Below are 20281 nucleotides of genomic sequence, written 5' to 3' on the forward strand. Positions count from 1 at the left end.
AGGATTATTCGATGCCGAGACCCTGGCGGACCTTCTGGTAGTCGTCGCGCTTGGCGAGTGCACCCGAGGTCAGGATCAGCTTCTCCGGCTCCTTGTTGTTGGCAACCCAGTCATACATGTTGAGCGCCGTCTCGTAGCCATGACGCTTCGGCGAGATGATCACGGTGCCGACGAAGCCGGTGGCCGTCGGCTTCTTAAACTCGTTGATCGCCGAATCCGCGCCGCCAATGCCAACACCGATCATGCCGTCCGCCGGAATGCCAACGCTTTCGGCTGCACGCACGGCGCCGAGCACCGCTTCGTCGTTGAGGCCGAAGGAAACCCACTTCTTGATGTCGGCATGGGCGTTGAGCACGACCGTCGCCGCATTGAGGGCAGCTTCCGTGTCGGTCTTGGCCTGCGGGGCGTCAAAAATGTTCTCGGCCTTGAAGCCGTTTGCCTTCAGCACCGAGATGGCACCTTCGACGCGATCGACCGCCGTCGGCAGCTGGTCGTAGGAGACGCGGATGGCGCCAACCTCGTCGGCTTTCCAGCCGCGCGCCTTCATTTCGTCGACGATCGCCTGGCCGACGGCTTCGCCGATCTTGGTGGCCGAAATGCCCATATGCGGGACGTCTTCCAGCGCCTTGCCGTCGGCGCCGACCAGACGGTCGTCGACAGTCATCAGCTTGAGATTGTTGGCGGCGGCCTTGGCGACGATGCCGGGGCCAAGCTTCACGTCCGGTGTGCAGACGATGAAGCCCTGGGCGCCCTGGGCGCCGAGATTGTCGATCGCCGACATCAGCTTCTCACCGTCCTCGGCGCCGATCTTGACCAGGGTAAAGCCCTTCTCCTTGGCGGCCTGGTCGGCGAACTTCCATTCGTCCTGGAACCACGGCTCCTCGGGCTGCTTGACGATGAAACCGATCTTGGTGTCCTGAGCATATGCAGCGATGGTCGTGACGGACAGCACGGCAAGCGCGCCCGCGACGAGCGCGGTCTTCAAAAGTCGCATGATTACCTCCCAGCGATAGACCGGGCGCTCAGCCCGGATGCCGGAGTGTCTAATCGTTTTTATCATACTCGTCAATTGATCTGGTATGATAATTAATGTACATGCTCTGACCAGCAATCGCTGGCGCAATCAGTCCGCATCCGTTAATGGCGGATCGGTTGTGCGAAACCAGCGGTTCGCCGCCTTGGAGGAGGGCTGAGGTGACCGGGACTTTGAAGAAACCGCAAGGCGACACAGCCACTCGCCGCCCGCGCGTCATGCCCGATGTGACCAAGGCAATGGCCTCAGACATCTTTTCCGGGCGCTACCCGGCCGGATCCTCCTTGCCGACCGAAAACGAACTCGGCGTCGAATATGGTGTCAGCCGCACTGTCATCCGCGAGGCCCTGAAAGTGTTGGCGGCAAAGGGGCTGGTGCTGTCGCGGCCGCGCGTCGGCACGATCGTCTGCAACGAGGACGACTGGAACATCATCGACCCACAGGTGCTGGCCTGGCACGCGCCGCATGCACTGGACGACAAGCTGTTCGACGCCATCCTCGAAACGCGCCGCGCCATCGAACCGCTGGTCGCCGAACTGGCGGCCACGCGCGCAACGCTGCAGGAAATAGCCGATCTCGAAGCGGCATGGCGCGGCATGGCCGGCGCCGGCGAGGATCTCGCCGCCTTCTCGCGCAGCGACATCGCTTTCCACCAGATCGTCTATGCCGCGAGCCATAACCCGATCTTTCGCCAGATCGGCAATCTCATCGACACCGGGCTGAAATTCTCGCTCGAGGCGACGGCGGTGATTTCGCTCGACCGGCGCATGGAGGCCGTGGCGGCGCACCGCGAGGTGGTCGAGGCGCTGCGCATGCGCGACGCCGAGGCGGCGCGTGGGGCCGCAAACAAGATCCTCGACCTTGCGGCGCGCGACCTCGTCAGCGCCAAGAAACTCAAGAGCAACTGAGATTGCGCATGAAAATCATCTCGCTCACCACCTACATCGTTCCGCCGCGCTGGCTGTTCCTGAAGATCGAGACCGATGCCGGCGTCACCGGCTGGGGCGAGCCGGTCGTCGAGGGCCGGGCTCTGACCGTCGAGGCAGCGGTCAAGGAGCTTGGCGATTACCTCATCGGCAAGGATCCCCGCCTGATCGAGGACCACTGGACGGTGATGCACCGCGGCGGCTTCTACCGTGGCGGGCCGATCCTGATGAGCGCCATTGCGGGGATCGACCAGGCACTGTGGGATATCAAGGGCAAGGCGCTCGGCGTTCCCGTGCATGAGTTGCTCGGTGGCAAGCTGCGCGACACGATCAAGGTCTATTCTTGGATCGGCGGCGACCGGCCGGCCGAAGTGGCCGCTGGTGCCCGGGAAATGGTTGCGCGCGGCTTCCTGGCGCTCAAGATGAACGGCACTGAAGAACTGCAGATCGTCGACAGCCACGACAAGATCGACGCCGCTGTCGAACGCGTCGCCATGGTGCGCGAGGCCGTCGGACCCAACATCGGCATCGCCGTCGATTTTCATGGCCGCGTGCACCGGCCGATGGCGCGTGCCCTGGTCAAGGAACTCGAACCCTATAGGCTGATGTTCATCGAGGAGCCGGTGCTCAGCGAAAACCGCGAGGCGCTGAAGGAGATCGCCGCGCTCGGCTCGACGCCGATCGCGCTCGGCGAGCGGCTCTACAGCCGCTGGGACTTCAAATCCGTGTTCAAGGAAGGCGTCGTCGACATCATCCAGCCTGATCTGTCGCATGCCGGTGGCATCACCGAATGCCGCAAGATCGCGGCGATGGCGGAAGCCTATGACGTCGCGGTGGCGCCGCACTGCCCGCTCGGGCCGATCGCGCTTGCCGCGTGCCTGCAGCTCGACGCGGTCAGCTACAACTGCTTCATCCAGGAGCAGAGCCTCGGCATCCACTACAACGCCGCCAACGACCTGCTCGACTATGCCGCCAACAAGGATGTCTTCCGCTACGAGGATGGTTATGTCGCCATTCCCGACGGCCCGGGCCTGGGTGTCGAGATCGACGAGGAGTATGTCAAGGAACGCGCCAAGGAAGGCCACCGCTGGCGCAACCCTGTCTGGCGCCACAAAGACGGCTCCTTCGCCGAGTGGTGATCGGGCCGGCTTCCAGTCTCTAAGCGCTCCATGAACAGTGAAGACTTTGTCCGGCGAACAGTTGCTCTCGAGAAATGGCTGGTTCGTTCCGTTTGATGGGGGCGCTTTCAGCGGCGTTGCCTGAACTGACCATCAAACGCAGATGACCGCAGTACCACACATTCATCGGCTGCGAATTGCAGAGGGACTGTTTGGTGGAGCCAATCGGGATCGAACCGACGACCTCTTGAATGCCATTCAAGCGCTCTCCCAACTGAGCTATGGCCCCACTTCCGGCAGTCAACCGGCGCCGTTTCCGGCGAAGAGATCCGGCGCGGGTTGGAGACCGCGCCGTTAGTGCAGGCGGCTTCTAACCCCGCCTTTCGTCAATATCAAGCCTTCAAGAGCCGCTTTTTCTTCGCAGGCTACGAAAGCCTGCAAACGCCCGCTTTCAAGGCCGATCAGACCTCGTCGTCGTCGTCGCCGACGCCGATCATGTCGGCAACGTCGTCATCTTCTTCCTCTTCGTCGGCGAGGAAGGTGTCATCCTCGTCGTCGCCGAGGTCGACGTCATCCTCGTCGTCGCCGAGATCCGGCAGGTCGTCGCCCTTGGCGTCCTCGTCGGCCTCTTCAAGCGAGACGACCTCGACGCCCTCTTCTTCCTCGGCGTCCACTTCCTTCTCGGCCACTTCCTCTTCCTCCTCGAGGGCGGCAATCTTGCCTTCCTCGAAATAGGAACGCGGATAGGTCTTGCCGGTGTAGGGCGAGACGATCGGGTCCTTGTTCAGGTCGTAGAATTTTCGGCCCGTCTCCGGGTCGATACGTTTTGTGCCAAGTTCGGTTTTTGCCACGGCAAGCCTCGTCAATAAAAGAGTGGTCCCCTTAACCACAGTTTGCAGCGCTGTCAAAGCGAAAAGCCGGCGTCACAAAACCATACGTTGAAAGGCGTCGCGTCAGTGACGACCATGGGGGATGACCATTTCGGCCCGCCGTGATACGAGACCGCCGCAACAAATGAAAAGCGCCGGCCTGCCGGCATTCCGTCCAGGGAATTTCCATGTCTCACGCCGCCGCGCCCAAGCCGGCCACCGCCCGCCAATCCCCAGCCCTTTCCGGTATCGCGCGCGTGCCGGGCGACAAGTCGATCTCGCACCGCTCCTTCATGTTCGGCGGCCTCGCCTCCGGGGAGACCCGCATCACCGGCCTGCTCGAAGGCGAGGACGTGATGCGCACAGGTGCTGCCATGAAGGCTATGGGCGCACATATCGAGAAGAACGGCGACGAGTGGGTGATCCGCGGCACCGGCAACGGCGCGCTGCTGCAACCGGAAGGGCCGCTCGATTTCGGCAATGCCGGCACCGGCTCGCGGCTCACCATGGGCCTCGTCGGCACCTATGATATGGAAACGACCTTCATCGGCGACGCCTCGCTGTCCGGCCGGCCGATGGGCCGCGTACTCGAACCCTTGCGCCAGATGGGCGTGCAGGTGTTGAAGGCGACGCCGGGCGACCGCATGCCGATTACGCTGCATGGGCCAAAGCATGCCGCCCCGATCACCTATCGTGTGCCGATGGCCTCGGCGCAGGTAAAGTCGGCGGTGCTGCTCGCCGGCCTCAACACGCCCGGCATTACCACGGTGATCGAGCCGGTAATGACACGCGACCACACGGAAAAGATGCTAAAGGGTTTTGGCGCCAATCTGTCGGTCGAAACCGACGAACGCGGCGTGCGCCACATCTTCATCGAAGGCCAGGGCAGACTGACCGGCCAGACCATCGCGGTGCCGGGTGACCCCTCCTCAGCCGGCTTCCCGCTGGTGGCCGCGCTGATCGTGCCGGGATCGGACATTGTGATCGAAAACGTGCTGATGAACCCGACCCGCACCGGCCTGCTTTTGACGCTCCAGGAAATGGGCGGCAAGATCGACATTTTGAACCCGCGCAACGCCGGTGGCGAAGATGTCGCCGATTTGCGCGTGCGCTACTCCGAACTGAAGGGCGTCACCGTGCCGCCCGAGCGGGCGCCGTCGATGATCGACGAGTACCCCGTGCTTGCGGTCGCTGCCAGCTTCGCCGAGGGCGAAACGCTGATGCAGGGACTGGAAGAGCTGCGCGTCAAGGAATCCGACCGGCTGTCGGCCGTCGCCAACGGGCTGAAGCTCAACGGCGTCGACTGCACCGAGGGCGAGGCCTCGCTCGCCGTGCGCGGAAAACCGGGCGGCAAGGGGCTGGGTGGCCATCCGAACGGCCAGGACACGACCGTGCAGACCCATCTCGACCACCGCATCGCCATGAGTTTCTTGGTCATGGGGCTGGCGACGGAAAAGCCGGTGACGATCGATGACGCCGCGATGATTGCGACGAGCTTTCCGGAGTTCATGGGGCTGATGACGGGGCTGGGCGCGGAGATCGGCTAGTCGATGGCTTGGGACCAGACTGCAACGCTGGCGGGACAGCCCCCCCCTCTGTCCTGCCGGACATCTCCCCCGCAAGGGGGGAGATTGGCGGCTTTGGCGCTCCATTCAATCCTGCAATATTGGCGATTGGCTAAGTCAGCGGTGATGGCTGATCTCCCCCCTTGCGGGGGAGATGTCCGGCAGGACAGAGGGGGGTGTGAAGAATCTCGGCGCCCGTCTTCTTCATCGCACCTGTCAATCGCGGCGGCCCGCCAATGACTCACACCTTCACCATCGCTATCGACGGCCCGGCCGGCGCCGGCAAAGGCACCCTCGCCCGCCGACTCGCCGACCATTACCGGCTGAACCTGCTCGACACCGGCCTCACCTATCGCGCCGTCGCCTATGCGCTGATCCAGCACGCGCTGCCGCTCGACAATGTCTCGGCGGCCGAAACCGCTGCCCGCCAGGTCGATCTGGCGAAGCTCGACCGCGCGGTGCTGTCGGCGCATGCCGTCGGCGAGGCTGCCTCCAAGGTCGCGGTGTACCCGACGGTGCGGCGCATCCTCGTCGAAAAGCAGCGCGACTTCGCCAAGACGCCGCCGGGTGCGGTGCTCGATGGGCGCGACATCGGCACCGTCGTGTGCCCCGACGCCGACATCAAACTCTATGTGACAGCGAGCGCGGAGGTGCGGGCACAGCGCCGGCTGTCGGAGATCGAAAGCATCGGCGGCACCGCTGATTTCACCGAGATCCTCGCCGATATCGTGCGCCGCGACGAGCGCGACATGGGTCGAGCGGACTCACCGTTGAAGCCGGCGGCCGACGCGCACTTGCTTGATACCAGCGAAATGGCTATAGAAGCCGCGTTTCTTGCAGCCATGGCGATCATAGACGACGTGCTGGCCAAAAGAGACAAGGCCTGATCCGGGTTTTCCCTCGTATTCCGTTGTCGGAGGCGAAGAAAATACCCATATCGGGCACGAACCAGCCTGCCAGCATTCTTCATGCGCCGGAATTGCCGCTTAAAGAGCGGCCCAGGGTTTTTGTAGCCCGGAACGCCGGCAGGCCAACGCAACGCTAACCCACGGCGCCCGTCCCGCTTTTAGATGCGGGGCACTCCAGGAGAAACAATGTCAGCTGCAAATCCCACTCGCGACGATTTCGCGAGCCTGCTCGAAGAATCTTTTACCGCCGGCCATTCCGGCGAAGGTCAGGTCGTCAAGGGCATCATCACCGCCATTGAAAAAGACATGGCTATCATCGACGTCGGCCTCAAGGTCGAAGGCCGCGTGCCGCTGAAGGAATTCGGCGTCAAGGGCAAGGACACCACCCTCAAGGTCGGTGACACCGTCGAAGTCTATGTCGAGCGCATCGAAAACGCGCTTGGCGAAGCGATGCTTTCACGTGAAAAGGCCCGCCGCGAAGAGAGCTGGGTCCGTCTCGAAGAGAAGTTCACCAAGGGTGAGCGCGTCGAAGGCGTCATCTTCAACCAGGTCAAGGGCGGCTTCACCGTCGACCTCGACGGCGCCGTGGCCTTCCTGCCGCGCAGCCAGGTCGATATCCGCCCGATCCGCGACGTCTCCCCGCTGATGCACAACCCGCAGCCCTTCGAGATCCTCAAGATGGATCGCCGCCGCGGCAACATCGTGGTGTCGCGCCGTACCGTGCTTGAGGAGAGCCGCGCCGAACAGCGTTCGGAAATCGTGCAGAACCTCGAAGAAGGCCAGGTTGTCGAAGGCGTCGTCAAGAACATCACCGATTATGGTGCGTTCGTCGACCTCGGCGGCATCGACGGCCTGCTGCATGTCACCGACATGGCATGGCGCCGCGTCAACCATCCGACCGAAATCCTCAACATCGGTCAGACGGTCAAGGTGCAGATCATCCGCATCAACCAGGAAACCCACCGCATCTCGCTCGGCATGAAGCAGCTCGAGAGCGATCCGTGGTCCGAGATCGGCACCAAGTTCCCGATCGGCAAGAAGATCAAGGGTACCGTCACCAACATCACCGACTACGGCGCGTTCGTCGAGCTGGAGCCGGGCATCGAGGGTCTCATCCACGTTTCGGAAATGTCGTGGACGAAGAAGAACGTGCATCCCGGCAAGATCCTGTCGACGACCCAGGAAGTCGACGTGGTGGTGCTCGAGGTCGATCCGGCCAAGCGCCGCATCTCGCTCGGCCTCAAGCAGACGCTCGAGAATCCGTGGCAGGCTTTCGCCTCGAGCCATCCAGTCGGCAGCCAGGTCGAGGGCGAGGTCAAGAACAAGACCGAGTTCGGCCTGTTCATCGGCCTCGAAGGCGACGTGGACGGCATGGTGCACCTTTCCGACCTCGACTGGACGCGTCCGGGCGAGCAGGTCATCGAAGAGTACAATCGCGGCGACATGGTCAAGGCGCAGGTGCTCGACGTCGACATCGACAAGGAGCGCATCTCGCTCGGCATCAAGCAGCTGGCCAAGGATACGGTCGGCGAAGCGGCGACTTCAGGCGAACTGCGCAAGAACGCGGTCGTCACCTGTGAGGTCATCGGCGTCAAGGATGGCGGTCTGGAAGTGCGGCTGGTCGACAGCGGCATCGAGACCTTCATCAAGCGCTCCGATCTGAGCCGTGACCGCGACGAGCAGCGCCCCGAGCGCTTCACCGTCGGCCAGAAGGTCGACGCCCGCGTCATCGCCTTCGACAAGAAGACCCGCAAGCTGCAGGTCTCGATCAAGGCGCTGGAAATCGCTGAAGAGAAGGAAGCGGTCGCTCAGTACGGCTCGACCGACTCCGGCGCTTCGCTGGGCGACATCCTGGGTGCCGCGCTGAAGAAGCAGGGCAGCTAAGCCCTTCGCATCGCGAAGTCCTTCGCGAAGCGAAGTTCTTCACAGGCTCGAAAACAAAACCCCGCCGGAGCGATCCGGCGGGGTTTTTCTTTGACCGAGGTAAAGGTTGGAAGGTTACGCCCTGCCGTAAAGCGGCACCAGCGTACCACTCATCGCCTGGTTGGCCGGCGAGGCAAGGTAGGCGATGGCCTCGGCGGCGGCTTCGAGGCTGACCCATCTGGTGACGTCGGCATCCGGCATGTCGGCACGGTTGGCCGGCGTATCGAGCGTCGACGGCGCCACCGCATTGACCAGGATACCCCTGTGCTTCAGCTCTTCGGCCACCGCCACCGTCATGGCTGCCACTGCCGCCTTGCTGGCGGCGTAAGCGACCATGCCGGCGCCGCGCCGCGGGTCGAGCCCGGCGCGCGCCGTGACGTTGACGATGCGGCCCGCCGTGTCCGACGACAGCATCGAGCGGATCGCGGCGCGGCAGCACAGGAAGGCGGTGCGCGCATTGGTGTCCATCATCTCGGCAAAGGACGCCGACTCGATCTTTTCCACCGGTGCGGCGGTGAAGCCGCCGGCCAGGTGGATCGAGCCCCACAGGCCTGGAACCTGGCTGTAGAACGCTTCGACCTTGGCAGGGTCCGAGAGATCGACGTTGTGCACCAGCTGGACACGGTCATGCGTGGTAAAGGGGAAATGCGTAGGGGCGGCAGCATGAGCGTTGGGCACATGGCAGATCGCGCCGTCACTCAGCAGTTTGCCGACAACCGCACCGCCGAGCGCACCGGTCCCACCGGTCACGACGATATGCTTGCCTTCAAGTGTTTCCGTCATCTTGGACGCTCCTGTCATTTTTTTATCGTTAGGTCGTTTCTGTGCCGCCGACGCGAAGCGTCGCGCCTTTTGCGCCATCACTCAATTGACATCTCGACATGGCAGTTGTCGCGTCTTTGCATGCGTCCGCCCACCGGCCGGCCGTGGTTCAGGGCCGTTGAGACGGGAAATACGTAGCACCGTCCTTCAGTCAACCGTGATTTCGATGACGCGCGGCAGTCCGGTGGCCCGGGCGCGTTTCAGCGCGTCCGCCAGAGCGTCGATATCGGCAAGCCGTTCGGCGCCGATGCCATAGGCCTCGGCCAGCTTGCAGAAATCCGGCGGCGCCGGCGATACGCCGACGGGCTCGACACCGACATCGAGCATGGAGGTTTCGATCTCGCGGTAGCCCCTGTTATTCCAGACGATGAAGATGACCGGCGCCCGCGCATCGAGCGCGGCGCCCAACTCCGGCAACGTGAACTGGAAGCCGCCGTCGCCGGTCACGCAGACAACCGGCGCATCGGGTATCGCAAGGGCCGCGCCAATCGCTGCCGGCGGGCCATAGCCGAGCGCGCCGAAGCCGGTGGCGGCGTTGAACCAGCCGCCGGGGCGATCATGGTCGTAATAGAGGTTGGCGGCATAGATCGGCTGTGTCGAATCGCCGACGATGAGTGCCCCCGGCAAAGCGTCGCGGATCATCTCGACGGCACGCACTTGCGCCTGCAGGGTCGGATTGAGCTCGGCAAAGGCCGCTTTTCGTGTAGCAGCGGCGCGCAACGAACCGCCCTCGCTTGCCCGGACATGGCCCGTTTCCAGAAGCAGCGCTTCGAGCGCCTCGCTGCAATCGGCCTGGATCGAAACGGTTGCCGGGCGGCGGGCAAGCTGGTCGGCGCCGATATCGATGCGGATCAGATTGGCGGGCAGGACGAAGCCGCCATCGCTGTAGCCGTCATAGTCGGTCGGGCCGAATTCGGTGCCGGCGGCAATGACCAGGTCGGCATCGGCCATCAGCGCCCGCACTGTCTTCAGGCTGGGACTGGCCGGCACGCAAAGCGGATGACCATGCAGCAGGCCGCGCGCATTGGTGGTCTGGACGACCGGCGCTCCCAGCCGCTCGGCCAGACGCCGCAATGGCGCCCCGGCGCGTTTGGCGCCGCCGCCGACCAGGATCAGCGGGCGGCGCGCGGCAGCGATGAGTTTGGCCGCGCTGGCAATTGCGGCACCTTCCGGCGCGGGTGGCGTCACATTGCTCAGCATGGCAGCGATGCCATCCGCCGGCTTGACCATGACGTCGGTCGGGATCTCGATATGCACCGGGCCGGGCCGGGCCAATGAAAACAGGGCGAAGGCCTGCGCCAGAGCAGCGGGCAATTCGCTGGCCTCGGTGACGCGCTTCGAAAACAGCGCCACCTTCTCCATAATGCCGCGCTGATCCGGCAGTTCATGCAGATGGCCGAGGCCCTTGCCCAGCGTCGGCATGGCGTTGACGCCGGATATGACCAGCATCGGCACCGAATCAGCGCGTGCCTGCCCCATGGCGGTGATGGTGTTGGTCAGCCCCGGTCCGGTGATGACGAAGGCGACGCCCGGCCTGCCGCTGGCGCGCGCATAGCCATCGGCCATGAAGCCGGCGCCCTGTTCGTGACGCGGCGTGACGTGGCGGATCTTCGAGCGCGCCAGCCCGCGGTAGAGCTCGACCGTGTGGACGCCCGGAATCCCGAACACCGTGTCGACGCCATGCGCTTCGAGCAGCGAAATCAACGCCTCCCCGACCGTCGTCCCAGTGGTGGCCCCAGTGGCGATCATTGGCGCAGCACCGGGCGCGTCAGGCAGGTCGGACCGCCCTCGCAGGCGATGCAGAGCGCATCCGCATCGAAGGTGGCGACCGTGCAGCCGGCCGCTTCCATGGCGGCCGCCGTCCTGGGAAAGCCGGCAACGGCAATGATCTGGCGCGGCGCGGTCGGCAGCACATTGAGACTGAGCCCGCTGGAGGCGAAGAACTCGTCGGCATCGCCCTCGACCAGCTTGATGCCGCGCGCCCGCAGCATCTGGTAGAAGGCGGCCGGCACCAAGGGCGCATAGACCAGCGCCAGATCGTCGGCGAGCGGGCTGATCACCGACATCAGATGCAGGCAGGCTTCCTCGCCGTGCCAGAGCGGCAGATCGAAACCGAAGACCGAAATGCCCTTAGGCGAGAGCAGGTTCGAAAGCTGCTGGATGCCGTCCTGGTTGGTGCGTACGCCACGACCGACGGCCAGCGTGGTTGCGTCGACCCAGACACAGTCGCCGCCTTCCACCTGGCCCGGATCGTCGATCCGGCCGAGAATGGGGATCCCCATGCGCTTGTAAGCTGCCTCGTGCAGACCGGGCTCGGCACGGCGCAGCGCCTTGCCCATCGAAAGGATAATCGCGCCATGATCGGTCATCAGCGACGGATCATGGGTGAAGACGGAATCGGCCAGCCCGTCATCGGCGTCCGTCAACCATTCGATCTCGGCGCCGGAGGCCGCGACCATGCTGGTCAACTGCTCATGCTGGGCCGCGGCCTTCTGTGGATCGAACCCCGGACCATAGTGCCATTCCTGTGCCCTGGCATGACGCATGGCGCTCGTGGCGGACCGCATCAACACGCGTTTCAGGGGTCCGGCCATGGACTGCGACCCGTATGATTTGCCCACTAAATTCTCCCTGAACGTCGGTTGGCGCCACTAACCACTACAGCAAGCTGTGATCAATAGTCCAAAAACCATGGTTGACGGAGGCAAGCGGAACGGTCCATCCTGAGCATGGGAACTCTGTCCAGTGACGGGTAATGGGTAAAAGATACCAGCAGCGACGAGCTCGAACGCTCCGCGGAGCGTGGAAGGAATGACGGCCATAAGCGCCGCATCCGGGATGACAGCGCAAAGCGCCGCACCCGCATTGAAACATACGGCGCAGGACGGCGCCGCCGAAGCCATCCATGTCGAGAACCTGCACAAGAGATTCGGTGAGCTGCATGTGCTGAAGGGCGTCTCGCTGTCGGCGCGCGACGGCGAGGTCATCGCCATAATCGGCGGCTCGGGCTCGGGCAAATCGACCCTGCTGCGCTGCATCAACTGCCTGGAAAACCCGACGAGCGGCATCATTCGCGTCAATGGCGAGGAGATCAAGCTCAAGGCCGACAGCCATGGGCACACGGTTCCGGCCGACCGCAAGCAGATCGAGCGCATCCGCTCCAAGCTTGGCATGGTGTTCCAGAACTTCAACCTTTGGAGCCACATGACGCTGATCGAAAACGTCATCGAGGTTCCCGTACATGTGCTTGGCATCAAGCGCGATGTTGCGATCGACGAGGCCGAAAAGCTGCTCGCCCGCGTCGGTCTGGCCGAAAAGCGCGACGTCTATCCGGCCTATCTGTCAGGCGGCCAGCAGCAGCGCGCGGCGATCGCCCGGGCGCTGGCCATCAATCCGCGCGTCATGCTGTTTGACGAACCGACCTCGGCGCTCGATCCCGAGCTGGTCGGTGAGGTGCTGAAGGTGATCGGCGACCTTGCGCGCGAAGGCCGCACCATGGTGCTGGTCACCCACGAGATGAAGTTCGCCCGCGAGGTCGCGACGCATGTCGTCTATCTCTACAATGGATTGGTCGAGGAAGAAGGCCCGCCGGAGCAGATCTTCGGCGCGCCCAACTCCGAAAGGCTGAAGCAGTTCATCCGCAACATCGGCTAGGAAAGCCGGGACGGAAGAAAACCGGGAACCAACAACAAACTGGGAGTCGTGACATGAAGACTGTTCTGAAAACATTCGCCGCAGCGCTGCTGCTGGGCGTCGCCGCCATGGGCGTGGCCAAGGCCGATCCGGTCAAGATCGGCGTCGCCGCCGAGCCTTATCCGCCCTTCACCTCGCCCGATGCTTCGGGCAAGTGGGTTGGCTGGGAGATCGACTTCATCGACGCCGTCTGCGCCGAGGAGAAGCTCGATTGCGTCATCACCCCGGTTGCCTGGGACGGCATCATCCCGGCACTGACGACCAAGAAGATCGACCTCATCGTCTCCTCGATGTCGATCACCGCCGAACGCGCGAAGACGATCGATTTCTCGGACAAGTACTATAACACGCCGACCGCGATCATCGGCCCCAAGGACCAGAAATTCGGCTCCGCCCCGGACGACCTCAAGGGCAAGATCGTCGGCGTGCAGGTTTCGACGGTGCACGCTGTCTACGCCAAGAAGCACTTTGGCAGCACAGCCTCGGAGATCAAGGAATACCAGACCCAGGACGAGGCCAACAACGATCTGGCCGCCGGCCGCCTCGATGCGGTTCAGGCCGATTCCATCGCGCTTGGCGAGTTCCTGAAATCCGACCAGGGCAAGGCCTGCTGCGACTTGAAGGGGATGGTCGCTCCTGACGACGAAGTGCTCGGACCGGGCGTCGGGGCCGGTGTGCGCAAGGAAGACACCGAACTGAAGGGCAAAATCAACGCCGGCATCAAGGCGATCCGCGCCAACGGCAAATATGACGAGATCTCGAAGAAATACTTCGATTTCGACATTTATGGCGGCGGCGGCGCGCAGTCGAACTGACGATCCTCGTATGAGCGGTGGGGCATGGCGTCAGCGCCAGGCCCCACCTGCCCGATCTTTCCCAGGCATGTTTGCCGCCGACTTAGCCGTCGGCGGTTATCCAGCACTTCGGGGGCGACGCTGATCGACGCACTTCTTTCGGCCTCCGCGGCCGGCATCACCGAGCTTCTCTCGCCCTACCCGCCAGGCTGGGGCGGGACGCTTCTGGTCGGGCTGCTGCATTCGATCGAGATCGCGCTGGGCGCCACGTGCCTCGGCCTTCTGATCGGCACCGGCGGCGCCTATGGCAAGCTTTATGGCGGGCCGGTGGTGCGCGATCTCCTGGCGGTCTACACCACCATCGTGCGCGCGGTGCCCGAACTGGTGCTGATCCTGCTGCTCTATTACGCCGGAACCGACCTGATCAATCAGGCGCTGACGGCCATGGGCTATCAGCGCGTCGACGTGAGTGGCCTTGCCGCCGGCATCGCCGTGCTCGGCTTCGTCCAGGGCGCCTATTCGACAGAGGTGATACGCGGCGCGATTCTGGCCATTCCGCAGGGCCAGATCGAGGCCGCGCGCGCCTATGGAATGTCTCCGGGCCTGATGTTGCGGCGCATCACCTTGCCGTCAATGCTGCCCTTCGCCATACCGGGCCTCGCCAATCTCTGGCTGATCGCCACCAAGGACACCGCGCTATTGGCGGTCGTCGGTTTTTACGAACTGGCGCTGGCGACGCGGCAGGCGGCGGGTGTCACCAAAGCCTATTTCACCTTCTTTTTCGCGGCGGGCGTGCTTTATCTGCTTTTGTCGCTGTTCTCCAACCTCGTCATCGGCCGTGTCGAGACCTGGTCGCGGCGCGGCATGCCTTCGCTCAAGGAGGCGCGCTGATGGCCAACGAGGCTGCCATCATCAACGTCGTCGCGCGAACGTCGCTGTGGCTGCAGCCGCACCGCATCGTGCTGATCCTGATCGCACTCGGCCTGGTTCTGTCGGCCGCCTTTTTCATGCGCTGGGACTGGCTGCCGCAATATTATGAAATGGGCTTGATCGGCATCTGGCGGTCGCTGTGGATCCTGGCCGTCACCTGCGTCCTGGGCTTCCTGCTGGCCGTGCCGCTAGGGCTGGCGCAAGCCGCCGGCTCATTCTGGTTCGCCGCGCCCGCCAAGGTGTTCTGCACGGTGATCCGGGGCACGCCGCTGCTGATCCAGCTATGGCTGCTTTATTACGGCCTGGGCTCGCTGTTCCCGCAATATCCTTGGATCCGCGAATCCTGGATGTGGCCATATCTGCGGCAAGCCTGGCCCTATGGCGTGCTGGCGTTGACCCTGTCGTTCGCCGGCTATGAGGGCGAGGTGATGCGCGGCGCCTTTGCGGGCGTGCCGAAGGGGCAACTCGAAGCCGCCCGCGCGTTCGGCATGAGCCGCTGGAAGGCGTTCCGGCGCATCTGGCTGCCGCAAGCCATCTATCGGGCGTTGCCGACGCTGACCGGGGAGACCGTGCTGCAGTTGAAATCGACGCCGCTGGTGGCGACGATCAGCGTCATCGACATCTTCGCCGTTTCGTCCAAGGTGCGGCAGGACACCTATCTCACCTATGAACCCCTGCTGCTGCTGGCGCTGATCTACATGATGATCACCGGTATTCTGGTCTTTGCGTTCAGCAGGATAGAAGCGCGGATCCCCAACAAGATTGGTTAGAGGGGAGTAGGGGAGTAGGGGAGTAGGGGAGTATCCGGCTACTATCCACATTCACATTTCCATCCCCATTCGCTATTCACTGCTCACTGTCCCCTACTCCCGTACTCCCCTATTCCCTTACTCCCCTAGGACGGCCATGATGCAACTCAGTCTCGACCAGGCAAAAGGACTGTGCCGGATGGCGGCACTTGGCGCCGGCGCCAATGAGGAAGCGGCACAATCGCTCGCTGCTTCGATCATATCAGCCGAGGCCGAAGGGCTTTCCTCGGTCGGTCTGTCGCATTTCATCGACTATCTTGAGGCGCTGGAAGCCGGACGCATCGACGGCAATGCCGATCCGGTGATCACCCGGCCGGCGCTTGCGGTCTATCTCTCCGATGCACGCGGCGGGCTGGCGCATACCGGCTTCGACCGCACCATCGACGACCTCGCCAAGGCGGCAAAGCTGTTCGGTGTCGCCATCTTCTCGCAGAAGAACGCCTATACATGCGGCGCGCTCGGCTATTTCACCGGAAGGCTGGCAGCACTTGGACTGGTGTCGTTCGCCGCCACCAACGGCCCGGCCGTGCTTGCCGGCTCGGGCTCGGTCAAGCCGGTCTATTGCACCAACCCGATGTCGTTTGCCGCACCCGCCGCCGACGGCGCGCCGCTGGTCATCGACCAGTCGTCAAGCGCCACCGCCTTCGTCAACATCCGCAAAGCGGCCGAAGAGGGCAAGACAATCCCGGAAGGCTGGGCGCTGGACGCCAGCGGCAACCCGACCACCGATCCGGCCGCCGCCATGAAGGGCGCCATGCTTGCCTTCGGCGGCCAGCGCGGTGCCAACATCGCGTTGATGGTCGAAGTGCTGGCAGCCGGCCTGTCAGGCGCCAACTGGTCGCTCGACGCGCCATGGTTCAGCGGCGGGCCGGACAGTCCCGGCACCGGCCTGTTCGTGCTTGCCGTCGAGCCCAAGCTGCTCGATCCGGATTTCGAGCAGCGAATGAAGGACCAACTCGACCGGCTGCGGCGGCGCTTCGGCGTGCACGTGCCGGGCCGCGCCCGTGCAGAGGCGGCAGAGAAGGCGCAAGCGCGGGGCATCACCGCATCCAAGGCGGTGGTGCAGCGCATTTCCGAATTCGCCGCACGCTACTCTTCCTGAATAATAATTAAATATCAATTGGTTATCTGAAATCAGCCCGCCCCAGGCGCGGTGCGGTGCGATTTTCTTTGCGCGCCGCTGAACCTTTCCGCGCCTTGCTGCGACACAGCTTTGTCCAGGGCAAGGCGAGCTTGCCCGATCCACACCGGGGGAAGCAGCAAACCGAAATCGAAAGCCTGCATCACGCGATGGCCGGTCCTTCGCGCCTCGGAAACTCAACCCAAATCAAAGGAAATTGTCATGACCAACACCAAGATCACCATGCTGACCGCCGTCCTTCTGCTCGGCTCGTTCATGGGTGCCACACAGGCAGCCACCTTGAAGGCCGCGCCGGCCAAGCCGTCCAGCCCGGGTGTCATCACTGCCCCGAGCGGCGGGGCCACCGAAGATCACTACTGCAAGAACGGCCATGCAAAATTCGCCAATTGCAGCGCCGATTTCGTCGCCGCCTGCAAGAAGGTTGGTGGCACCATGTCGGATGTTCAGGGCTGGGGTGGGCGTACTTGCTTCACGCCCTCCTGATACCGTCTCAGGTCAGGCCGCTCCGTCGGCCCCTGACTTCACATGGACGTCGCCCGGAAAACCCCGCTTCTGCGGGGTTTTCTGCGTTTTGATCGAACAATGGTAAAACATTCTTATTCTGGTCAACTTTTGTTTATTTGACTTCGGCCGACCCGATCGGCCGTTTGCGCTGATTGAGCAAAACAGAGGAGTTATAATGTCGGCAAGCACGGACAATCCCCGCAACGCCCTTGTCATCCCGGTCCTTGGCAGGTTTTACGCGGCTCTGCACGATGGTGCCGAAACCGTTCTTCGCCTCGTCGCCGGTGGGTTTCTCGCCATCCACGGTTCGCAGAAGATCACCAATCCCTTCGGCGCTGCCGAGATGGTCGAGGGTCTCGGCTTCTATCCGGGTGCGTTGTGGTCCTTGCTTTTGGCCTGCACTGAATTCTTCGGCGGCATCTTCATCGCCATCGGGTTTTTGACGCGGCCGGCCGCCTTTGCCGGCCTGTTCGTGCTGCTGGTCACGGTCTGGTTCCACTGGGTTACGATGGACCAGGGTTATTCGGGCGCGGAGAAGTCGCTGCTGTGGGCGGCGATCCTGCTCTTCTTCGTCATTCGCGGCGGCAACCGCCATTCGGTCGACGCCCGTATCGGCAAAGCGTTCTGACAGGCTGATAGCGACGACGCGTCGCCCTTTGCCTTTGGCACGAAACGGATTATGAAACGGCTTCAGCCAAGCTTGCGAGCGCCGGAGCCAGCCATGACCGAAATCCTGCAGACCCCAAAGCTCGTCGTCGTCTTTGGCGGGTCAGGCTTTGTCGGGCGCCATGTCGTGCGTGCGCTGGCCAAGCGCGGCTATCGCATCCGGGTCGCCTGCCGGCGGCCCGATCTTGCCGGCCATTTGCAGCCGCTTGGCAATGTCGGCCAGATCCAGCCGGTCCAGGCCAATGTGCGCGTGCGTTGGTCGGTAGACCGCGCCGTGCAAGGCGCCGACCATGTCGTCAATCTGGTCGCCATCCTGCATGAGAGCGGCCGGCAGAAATTCTCCGCCGTGCACGAATTCGGCGCCCGCGCAGTGGCCGAGGCCGCGCGCTCGGTCGGCGCCGGCCTGACCCACATTTCTGCGCTTGGCGCCGATCTGGACTCCGAATCGGACTACGCGCGCACCAAGGCGCTTGGCGAAAAGGCTGTGCTGGAGACGATCAAGGACGCCGTGATCTTCCGGCCGTCGATCAATTTCGGACCCGAAGACGGCTTCTTCAACCGCTTCGCCAACATGGCGCGCTATTCGCCGGTGCTGCCGCTGATCGGCGGCGGCCAGACCAAGTTTCAGCCGGTCTATGTCGGCGACGTGGCCGAAGCGGTGGCGCGCTCGGTCGACGGCAAGGTGGATGGCGGCCAAATCTATGAACTCGGCGGACCGAAGGTGCTCACCTTCAAGCAGTGTATGGAAGAGCTGCTCGACGTGATCGAGCGCAAGCGGCTGCTGGTGCCGGTGCCGTGGTGGGTGGCCAACATCCAGGCCTCGATCCTCGGCCTGTTGCCCAATCCGCTGCTGACCAAGGACCAGGTGATGCAGTTGCGCGAGCACAATGTCGTTTCGGACGCCGCCACCAAGACCAACAGGACGCTTGCGGGGCTCGGCATCCAGCCGCAATCGATCGCGACGATCCTGCCCAGCTATCTCTGGCGCTACCGCGCCGCCGGCCAGTTCCAGCAACGCAAGCCTGCGGCTTGATTTATCACAACCGTCTGAAGCTGTGTCTCATGCCTATCGCGGCGTGACCCGCATTGGCAGACCGCCTTGTGGCTGCGTGGTGAGTTTCTGCACCGGCCAAGGCTTGGTTTCGGCGGTGGTGTCGAAGCGGAAGCGCGACAGCATGATCGCCAGCGCGATGATCGCCTCCTGCATGGCGAAGCTGGCGCCGATGCAGACGCGAGGACCGGCGCCAAACGGCAGATACTGGAAGCGGTCGATCTTTTCGCGATTTCCCGGGTGGAAGCGCTCCGGCAGGAAGGCATCCGGCCGGTCCCAAAGCTTCCTGTGGCGATGCACGACCCATGGCATCACCAGCACGGCGGCATGCTTGGGGATATGAAGATCCTTCCACATTTCCGGTTCGATCGGCTCGCGGTTGATCGACGGCGCCGGCGGATAGAGCCGGAGCGCCTCGTCGAAGGCGGCGCGGGTGAACGGCATGGCATCGAGCCATTTCGTCGGATCGGGCTCGCGCGCCAGCACCTGGTCAATCTCCTGCTCGACCCGGTTGCGCTCCCACGGTGATTCCGCCAGGCAATACAGCGTCCAGCCCAAAGCCCGCGCGGTCGTCTCATGGCCGGCGCCGATGAAGGTGATGATGTTGTCCTCGACCTCGGCCCGCGTCAGTCCGTCGGGGCCCTCGGCCTTGAGCAACAGCGTCAGGAAATCCTGCGGCACGGCACCTGGATCGCGCTTGAATTTCCCTTCGCGCATCTTGACCGTGTCGGTGACGATCTTGCGGAAATAGGCCATGGTCTTGCGGCCACGGATGCGGGTCAGCCTCGGCAGCCAGTCGGGCGCGCGCAACAGATCGAGCGGGTCGACGCGTCCCATGGTCTCGAACAGGCGGTCGATCTCGTTGGCGAAACTGCCGGGCTCGCCAGCGATCTCGCCGGAAAACAGCGTCTCGGCCAGGATGTCGTAAGTGAGCAGCGTCATGTCATGAGCGATGTCGGACGTGCCGCCGTCTTCATAGCGGGTGACGAAGTCCAGCGTGCGTCTCAGCATCGGCTGGGCGAAGCCGAAGATGTGGCGCGGCGTGAACACCGGCGCCATCGCCTTGCGCGACCGCTTCCAGACCTCGCCCTCGGCGGTCAGCAGGCCGTCGCGCAGGATCGGCCGCAGGATCTTCTGGCGCACCGTCGCCATCTTGTAGTTCCTGGCGTTGTCGACCAGCACATGGCGGATCAGGCCGGGATCGTTGGCGACGATCAGATGTCCGCCAACGCCATTGGCCGAAATCCAAGGCTCGTTGTAGGTGTGTTCACCCCACAATTCGAGCGGGTTGCGGTAGACGATGCGGATCATCTCCAGCGTCGAGGGCGGCGTCGTGCGCGGCTTCGGCGCCGGGGGAATGAAGGGGGCGGGCTGGATGTCCATGCTGTGCTCCGCTGATGACCCAATGTAGTGGGCCGCAAAGCAGGCGTCCATGTGACCGTACGGCAAGGCCCTGCTCTCCGGAACGTGACCGGTTACCGTGAGGTGCCTTCTTGTTGCCCCGAGCGGCATGCCCTAGGTGGCAGTCA

General features: G+C 63.6%; 19 protein-coding genes and 1 tRNA gene. 13 read left to right on the forward strand and 7 right to left on the reverse strand.

Features of this window, described 5'->3' with window-relative positions; genetic code table 11:
• Positions 1–4 precede the first annotated feature (4 nt).
• Positions 5–994, reverse strand: coding sequence for an arabinose ABC transporter substrate-binding protein (locus tag NKI99_RS18000; protein WP_023811522.1), 990 nt, complete (start codon positions 992–994; stop codon positions 5–7).
• A gap of 200 nt (positions 995–1194) precedes the next feature.
• Here NKI99_RS18000 and NKI99_RS18005 point away from each other — a divergent pair, with 200 nt between their 5' ends.
• Both NKI99_RS18005 and dgoD read left to right on the forward strand, forming a co-directional pair.
• The gene (locus NKI99_RS18005) at positions 1195–1941 is read left to right on the forward strand and encodes a FadR/GntR family transcriptional regulator (protein ID WP_128302809.1); all 747 of its coding nucleotides are present in this window, start codon (positions 1195–1197) and stop codon (positions 1939–1941) included.
• An 8-nt stretch (positions 1942–1949) separates the two neighbouring features.
• On the forward strand, positions 1950–3098 hold the full coding sequence (dgoD, locus tag NKI99_RS18010) for a galactonate dehydratase (RefSeq protein WP_128302808.1): 1149 nt from the start codon (positions 1950–1952) through the stop codon (positions 3096–3098).
• Between the two features lie 192 nt (positions 3099–3290).
• Here the strand turns inward: dgoD and NKI99_RS18015 are convergent.
• Positions 3291–3366, reverse strand: a tRNA-Ala gene (locus NKI99_RS18015).
• Positions 3367–3538: 172 nt separating this feature from the next.
• Positions 3539–3928 (reverse strand): TIGR02300 family protein, encoded by a 390-nt coding sequence (locus tag NKI99_RS18020; protein ID WP_023811519.1) that lies wholly within the window; start codon positions 3926–3928, stop codon positions 3539–3541.
• 206 nt (positions 3929–4134) lie between these two features.
• On the opposite strand from NKI99_RS18020, the gene aroA reads away from it, so the two are divergent.
• The 3 genes from aroA to rpsA all read left to right on the forward strand — a co-directional run bounded on the left by aroA (position 4135) and on the right by rpsA (position 8303).
• On the forward strand, positions 4135–5493 hold the full coding sequence (gene aroA / locus NKI99_RS18025; protein WP_352439794.1) for a 3-phosphoshikimate 1-carboxyvinyltransferase: 1359 nt from the start codon (positions 4135–4137) through the stop codon (positions 5491–5493).
• A gap of 254 nt (positions 5494–5747) precedes the next feature.
• A complete protein-coding gene (gene cmk, locus NKI99_RS18030; RefSeq protein ID WP_352439795.1) occupies positions 5748–6398 on the forward strand; it encodes a (d)CMP kinase in 651 nt (216 codons plus the stop codon).
• A 207-nt stretch (positions 6399–6605) separates the two neighbouring features.
• The gene (rpsA, locus tag NKI99_RS18035; RefSeq protein ID WP_023811516.1) at positions 6606–8303 is read left to right on the forward strand and encodes a 30S ribosomal protein S1; all 1698 of its coding nucleotides are present in this window, start codon (positions 6606–6608) and stop codon (positions 8301–8303) included.
• A gap of 114 nt (positions 8304–8417) precedes the next feature.
• On the opposite strand, the gene NKI99_RS18040 is transcribed toward rpsA, so the two are convergent.
• The 3 genes from NKI99_RS18040 to NKI99_RS18050 form a co-directional block, all read right to left on the reverse strand.
• Positions 8418–9125 (reverse strand): SDR family NAD(P)-dependent oxidoreductase, encoded by a 708-nt coding sequence (locus NKI99_RS18040; RefSeq protein ID WP_352611579.1) that lies wholly within the window; start codon positions 9123–9125, stop codon positions 8418–8420.
• Between the two features lie 186 nt (positions 9126–9311).
• Positions 9312–10913: a 5-guanidino-2-oxopentanoate decarboxylase gene (locus NKI99_RS18045; RefSeq protein WP_352611580.1), complete on the reverse strand. Its 1602-nt coding sequence runs from the start codon at positions 10911–10913 to the stop codon at positions 9312–9314.
• On the reverse strand, positions 10910–11758 hold the full coding sequence (locus tag NKI99_RS18050; protein ID WP_352611581.1) for a dimethylarginine dimethylaminohydrolase family protein: 849 nt from the start codon (positions 11756–11758) through the stop codon (positions 10910–10912). Before NKI99_RS18050 ends, NKI99_RS18045 begins: the two co-directional genes overlap by 4 nt.
• 244 nt (positions 11759–12002) lie before the next feature.
• Here NKI99_RS18050 and NKI99_RS18055 point away from each other — a divergent pair, with 244 nt between their 5' ends.
• The 8 genes from NKI99_RS18055 to NKI99_RS18090 all read left to right on the forward strand — a co-directional run bounded on the left by NKI99_RS18055 (position 12003) and on the right by NKI99_RS18090 (position 18734).
• Positions 12003–12818: an ABC transporter ATP-binding protein gene (locus NKI99_RS18055; protein ID WP_352611636.1), complete on the forward strand. Its 816-nt coding sequence runs from the start codon at positions 12003–12005 to the stop codon at positions 12816–12818.
• A 53-nt stretch (positions 12819–12871) separates the two neighbouring features.
• The gene (locus tag NKI99_RS18060) at positions 12872–13672 is read left to right on the forward strand and encodes a transporter substrate-binding domain-containing protein (protein ID WP_023811511.1); all 801 of its coding nucleotides are present in this window, start codon (positions 12872–12874) and stop codon (positions 13670–13672) included.
• 156 nt (positions 13673–13828) lie between these two features.
• Positions 13829–14542, forward strand: a complete 714-nt coding sequence (locus tag NKI99_RS18065) for an ABC transporter permease (protein WP_197031624.1) — start codon at positions 13829–13831, stop codon at positions 14540–14542.
• Positions 14542–15351: an ABC transporter permease gene (locus tag NKI99_RS18070; RefSeq protein ID WP_023811509.1), complete on the forward strand. Its 810-nt coding sequence runs from the start codon at positions 14542–14544 to the stop codon at positions 15349–15351. Before NKI99_RS18065 ends, NKI99_RS18070 begins: the two co-directional genes overlap by 1 nt.
• A 139-nt stretch (positions 15352–15490) precedes the next feature.
• Complete coding sequence (locus NKI99_RS18075; RefSeq protein ID WP_164892839.1) at positions 15491–16492, forward strand: Ldh family oxidoreductase; 1002 nt, start codon at positions 15491–15493, stop codon at positions 16490–16492.
• Positions 16493–16732: 240 nt separating this feature from the next.
• The gene (locus tag NKI99_RS18080) at positions 16733–17014 is read left to right on the forward strand and encodes a hypothetical protein (RefSeq protein WP_023811506.1); all 282 of its coding nucleotides are present in this window, start codon (positions 16733–16735) and stop codon (positions 17012–17014) included.
• Between the two features lie 196 nt (positions 17015–17210).
• Positions 17211–17663 (forward strand): DoxX family protein, encoded by a 453-nt coding sequence (locus tag NKI99_RS18085; RefSeq protein ID WP_352611582.1) that lies wholly within the window; start codon positions 17211–17213, stop codon positions 17661–17663.
• Positions 17664–17756: 93 nt separating this feature from the next.
• Entirely contained in the window at positions 17757–18734 is a 978-nt protein-coding gene (locus tag NKI99_RS18090; protein ID WP_352611583.1) for a complex I NDUFA9 subunit family protein, read from the forward strand.
• A 33-nt stretch (positions 18735–18767) separates the two neighbouring features.
• Here the strand turns inward: NKI99_RS18090 and NKI99_RS18095 are convergent, their stop codons facing one another.
• A complete protein-coding gene (locus NKI99_RS18095; protein WP_352611584.1) occupies positions 18768–20135 on the reverse strand; it encodes a cytochrome P450 in 1368 nt (455 codons plus the stop codon).
• Between the last annotated feature and the right edge of the window lie 146 nt (positions 20136–20281).

It is taken from the genome of Mesorhizobium sp. M0239 (assembly GCF_040321815.1).
Taxonomy (GTDB): Bacteria; Pseudomonadota; Alphaproteobacteria; order Rhizobiales; family Rhizobiaceae; genus Mesorhizobium.

What these genes read in the sequence shown, in the direction of transcription:
- NKI99_RS18080 (WP_023811506.1), top strand. Translation starts at nt 16,733, where the DNA reads ATGACCAACACCAAGATCACCATGCTGACCGCCGTCCTTCTGCTCGGC.
- NKI99_RS18060 (WP_023811511.1), top strand. Translation starts at nt 12,872, where the DNA reads ATGAAGACTGTTCTGAAAACATTCGCCGCAGCGCTGCTGCTGGGCGTC.
- NKI99_RS18085 (WP_352611582.1), top strand. Translation starts at nt 17,211, where the DNA reads ATGTCGGCAAGCACGGACAATCCCCGCAACGCCCTTGTCATCCCGGTC.
- NKI99_RS18075 (WP_164892839.1), top strand. Translation starts at nt 15,491, where the DNA reads ATGCAACTCAGTCTCGACCAGGCAAAAGGACTGTGCCGGATGGCGGCA.
- NKI99_RS18040 (WP_352611579.1), bottom strand. Translation starts at nt 9,125, where the DNA reads ATGACGGAAACACTTGAAGGCAAGCATATCGTCGTGACCGGTGGGACC.
- NKI99_RS18070 (WP_023811509.1), top strand. Translation starts at nt 14,542, where the DNA reads ATGGCCAACGAGGCTGCCATCATCAACGTCGTCGCGCGAACGTCGCTG.
- NKI99_RS18090 (WP_352611583.1), top strand. Translation starts at nt 17,757, where the DNA reads ATGACCGAAATCCTGCAGACCCCAAAGCTCGTCGTCGTCTTTGGCGGG.
- NKI99_RS18055 (WP_352611636.1), top strand. Translation starts at nt 12,003, where the DNA reads ATGACAGCGCAAAGCGCCGCACCCGCATTGAAACATACGGCGCAGGAC.
- NKI99_RS18050 (WP_352611581.1), bottom strand. Translation starts at nt 11,758, where the DNA reads ATGGCCGGACCCCTGAAACGCGTGTTGATGCGGTCCGCCACGAGCGCC.
- rpsA (WP_023811516.1), top strand. Translation starts at nt 6,606, where the DNA reads ATGTCAGCTGCAAATCCCACTCGCGACGATTTCGCGAGCCTGCTCGAA.
- dgoD (WP_128302808.1), top strand. Translation starts at nt 1,950, where the DNA reads ATGAAAATCATCTCGCTCACCACCTACATCGTTCCGCCGCGCTGGCTG.
- cmk (WP_352439795.1), top strand. Translation starts at nt 5,748, where the DNA reads ATGACTCACACCTTCACCATCGCTATCGACGGCCCGGCCGGCGCCGGC.
- aroA (WP_352439794.1), top strand. Translation starts at nt 4,135, where the DNA reads ATGTCTCACGCCGCCGCGCCCAAGCCGGCCACCGCCCGCCAATCCCCA.
- NKI99_RS18095 (WP_352611584.1), bottom strand. Translation starts at nt 20,135, where the DNA reads ATGGACATCCAGCCCGCCCCCTTCATTCCCCCGGCGCCGAAGCCGCGC.
- NKI99_RS18000 (WP_023811522.1), bottom strand. Translation starts at nt 994, where the DNA reads ATGCGACTTTTGAAGACCGCGCTCGTCGCGGGCGCGCTTGCCGTGCTG.
- NKI99_RS18045 (WP_352611580.1), bottom strand. Translation starts at nt 10,913, where the DNA reads ATGATCGCCACTGGGGCCACCACTGGGACGACGGTCGGGGAGGCGTTG.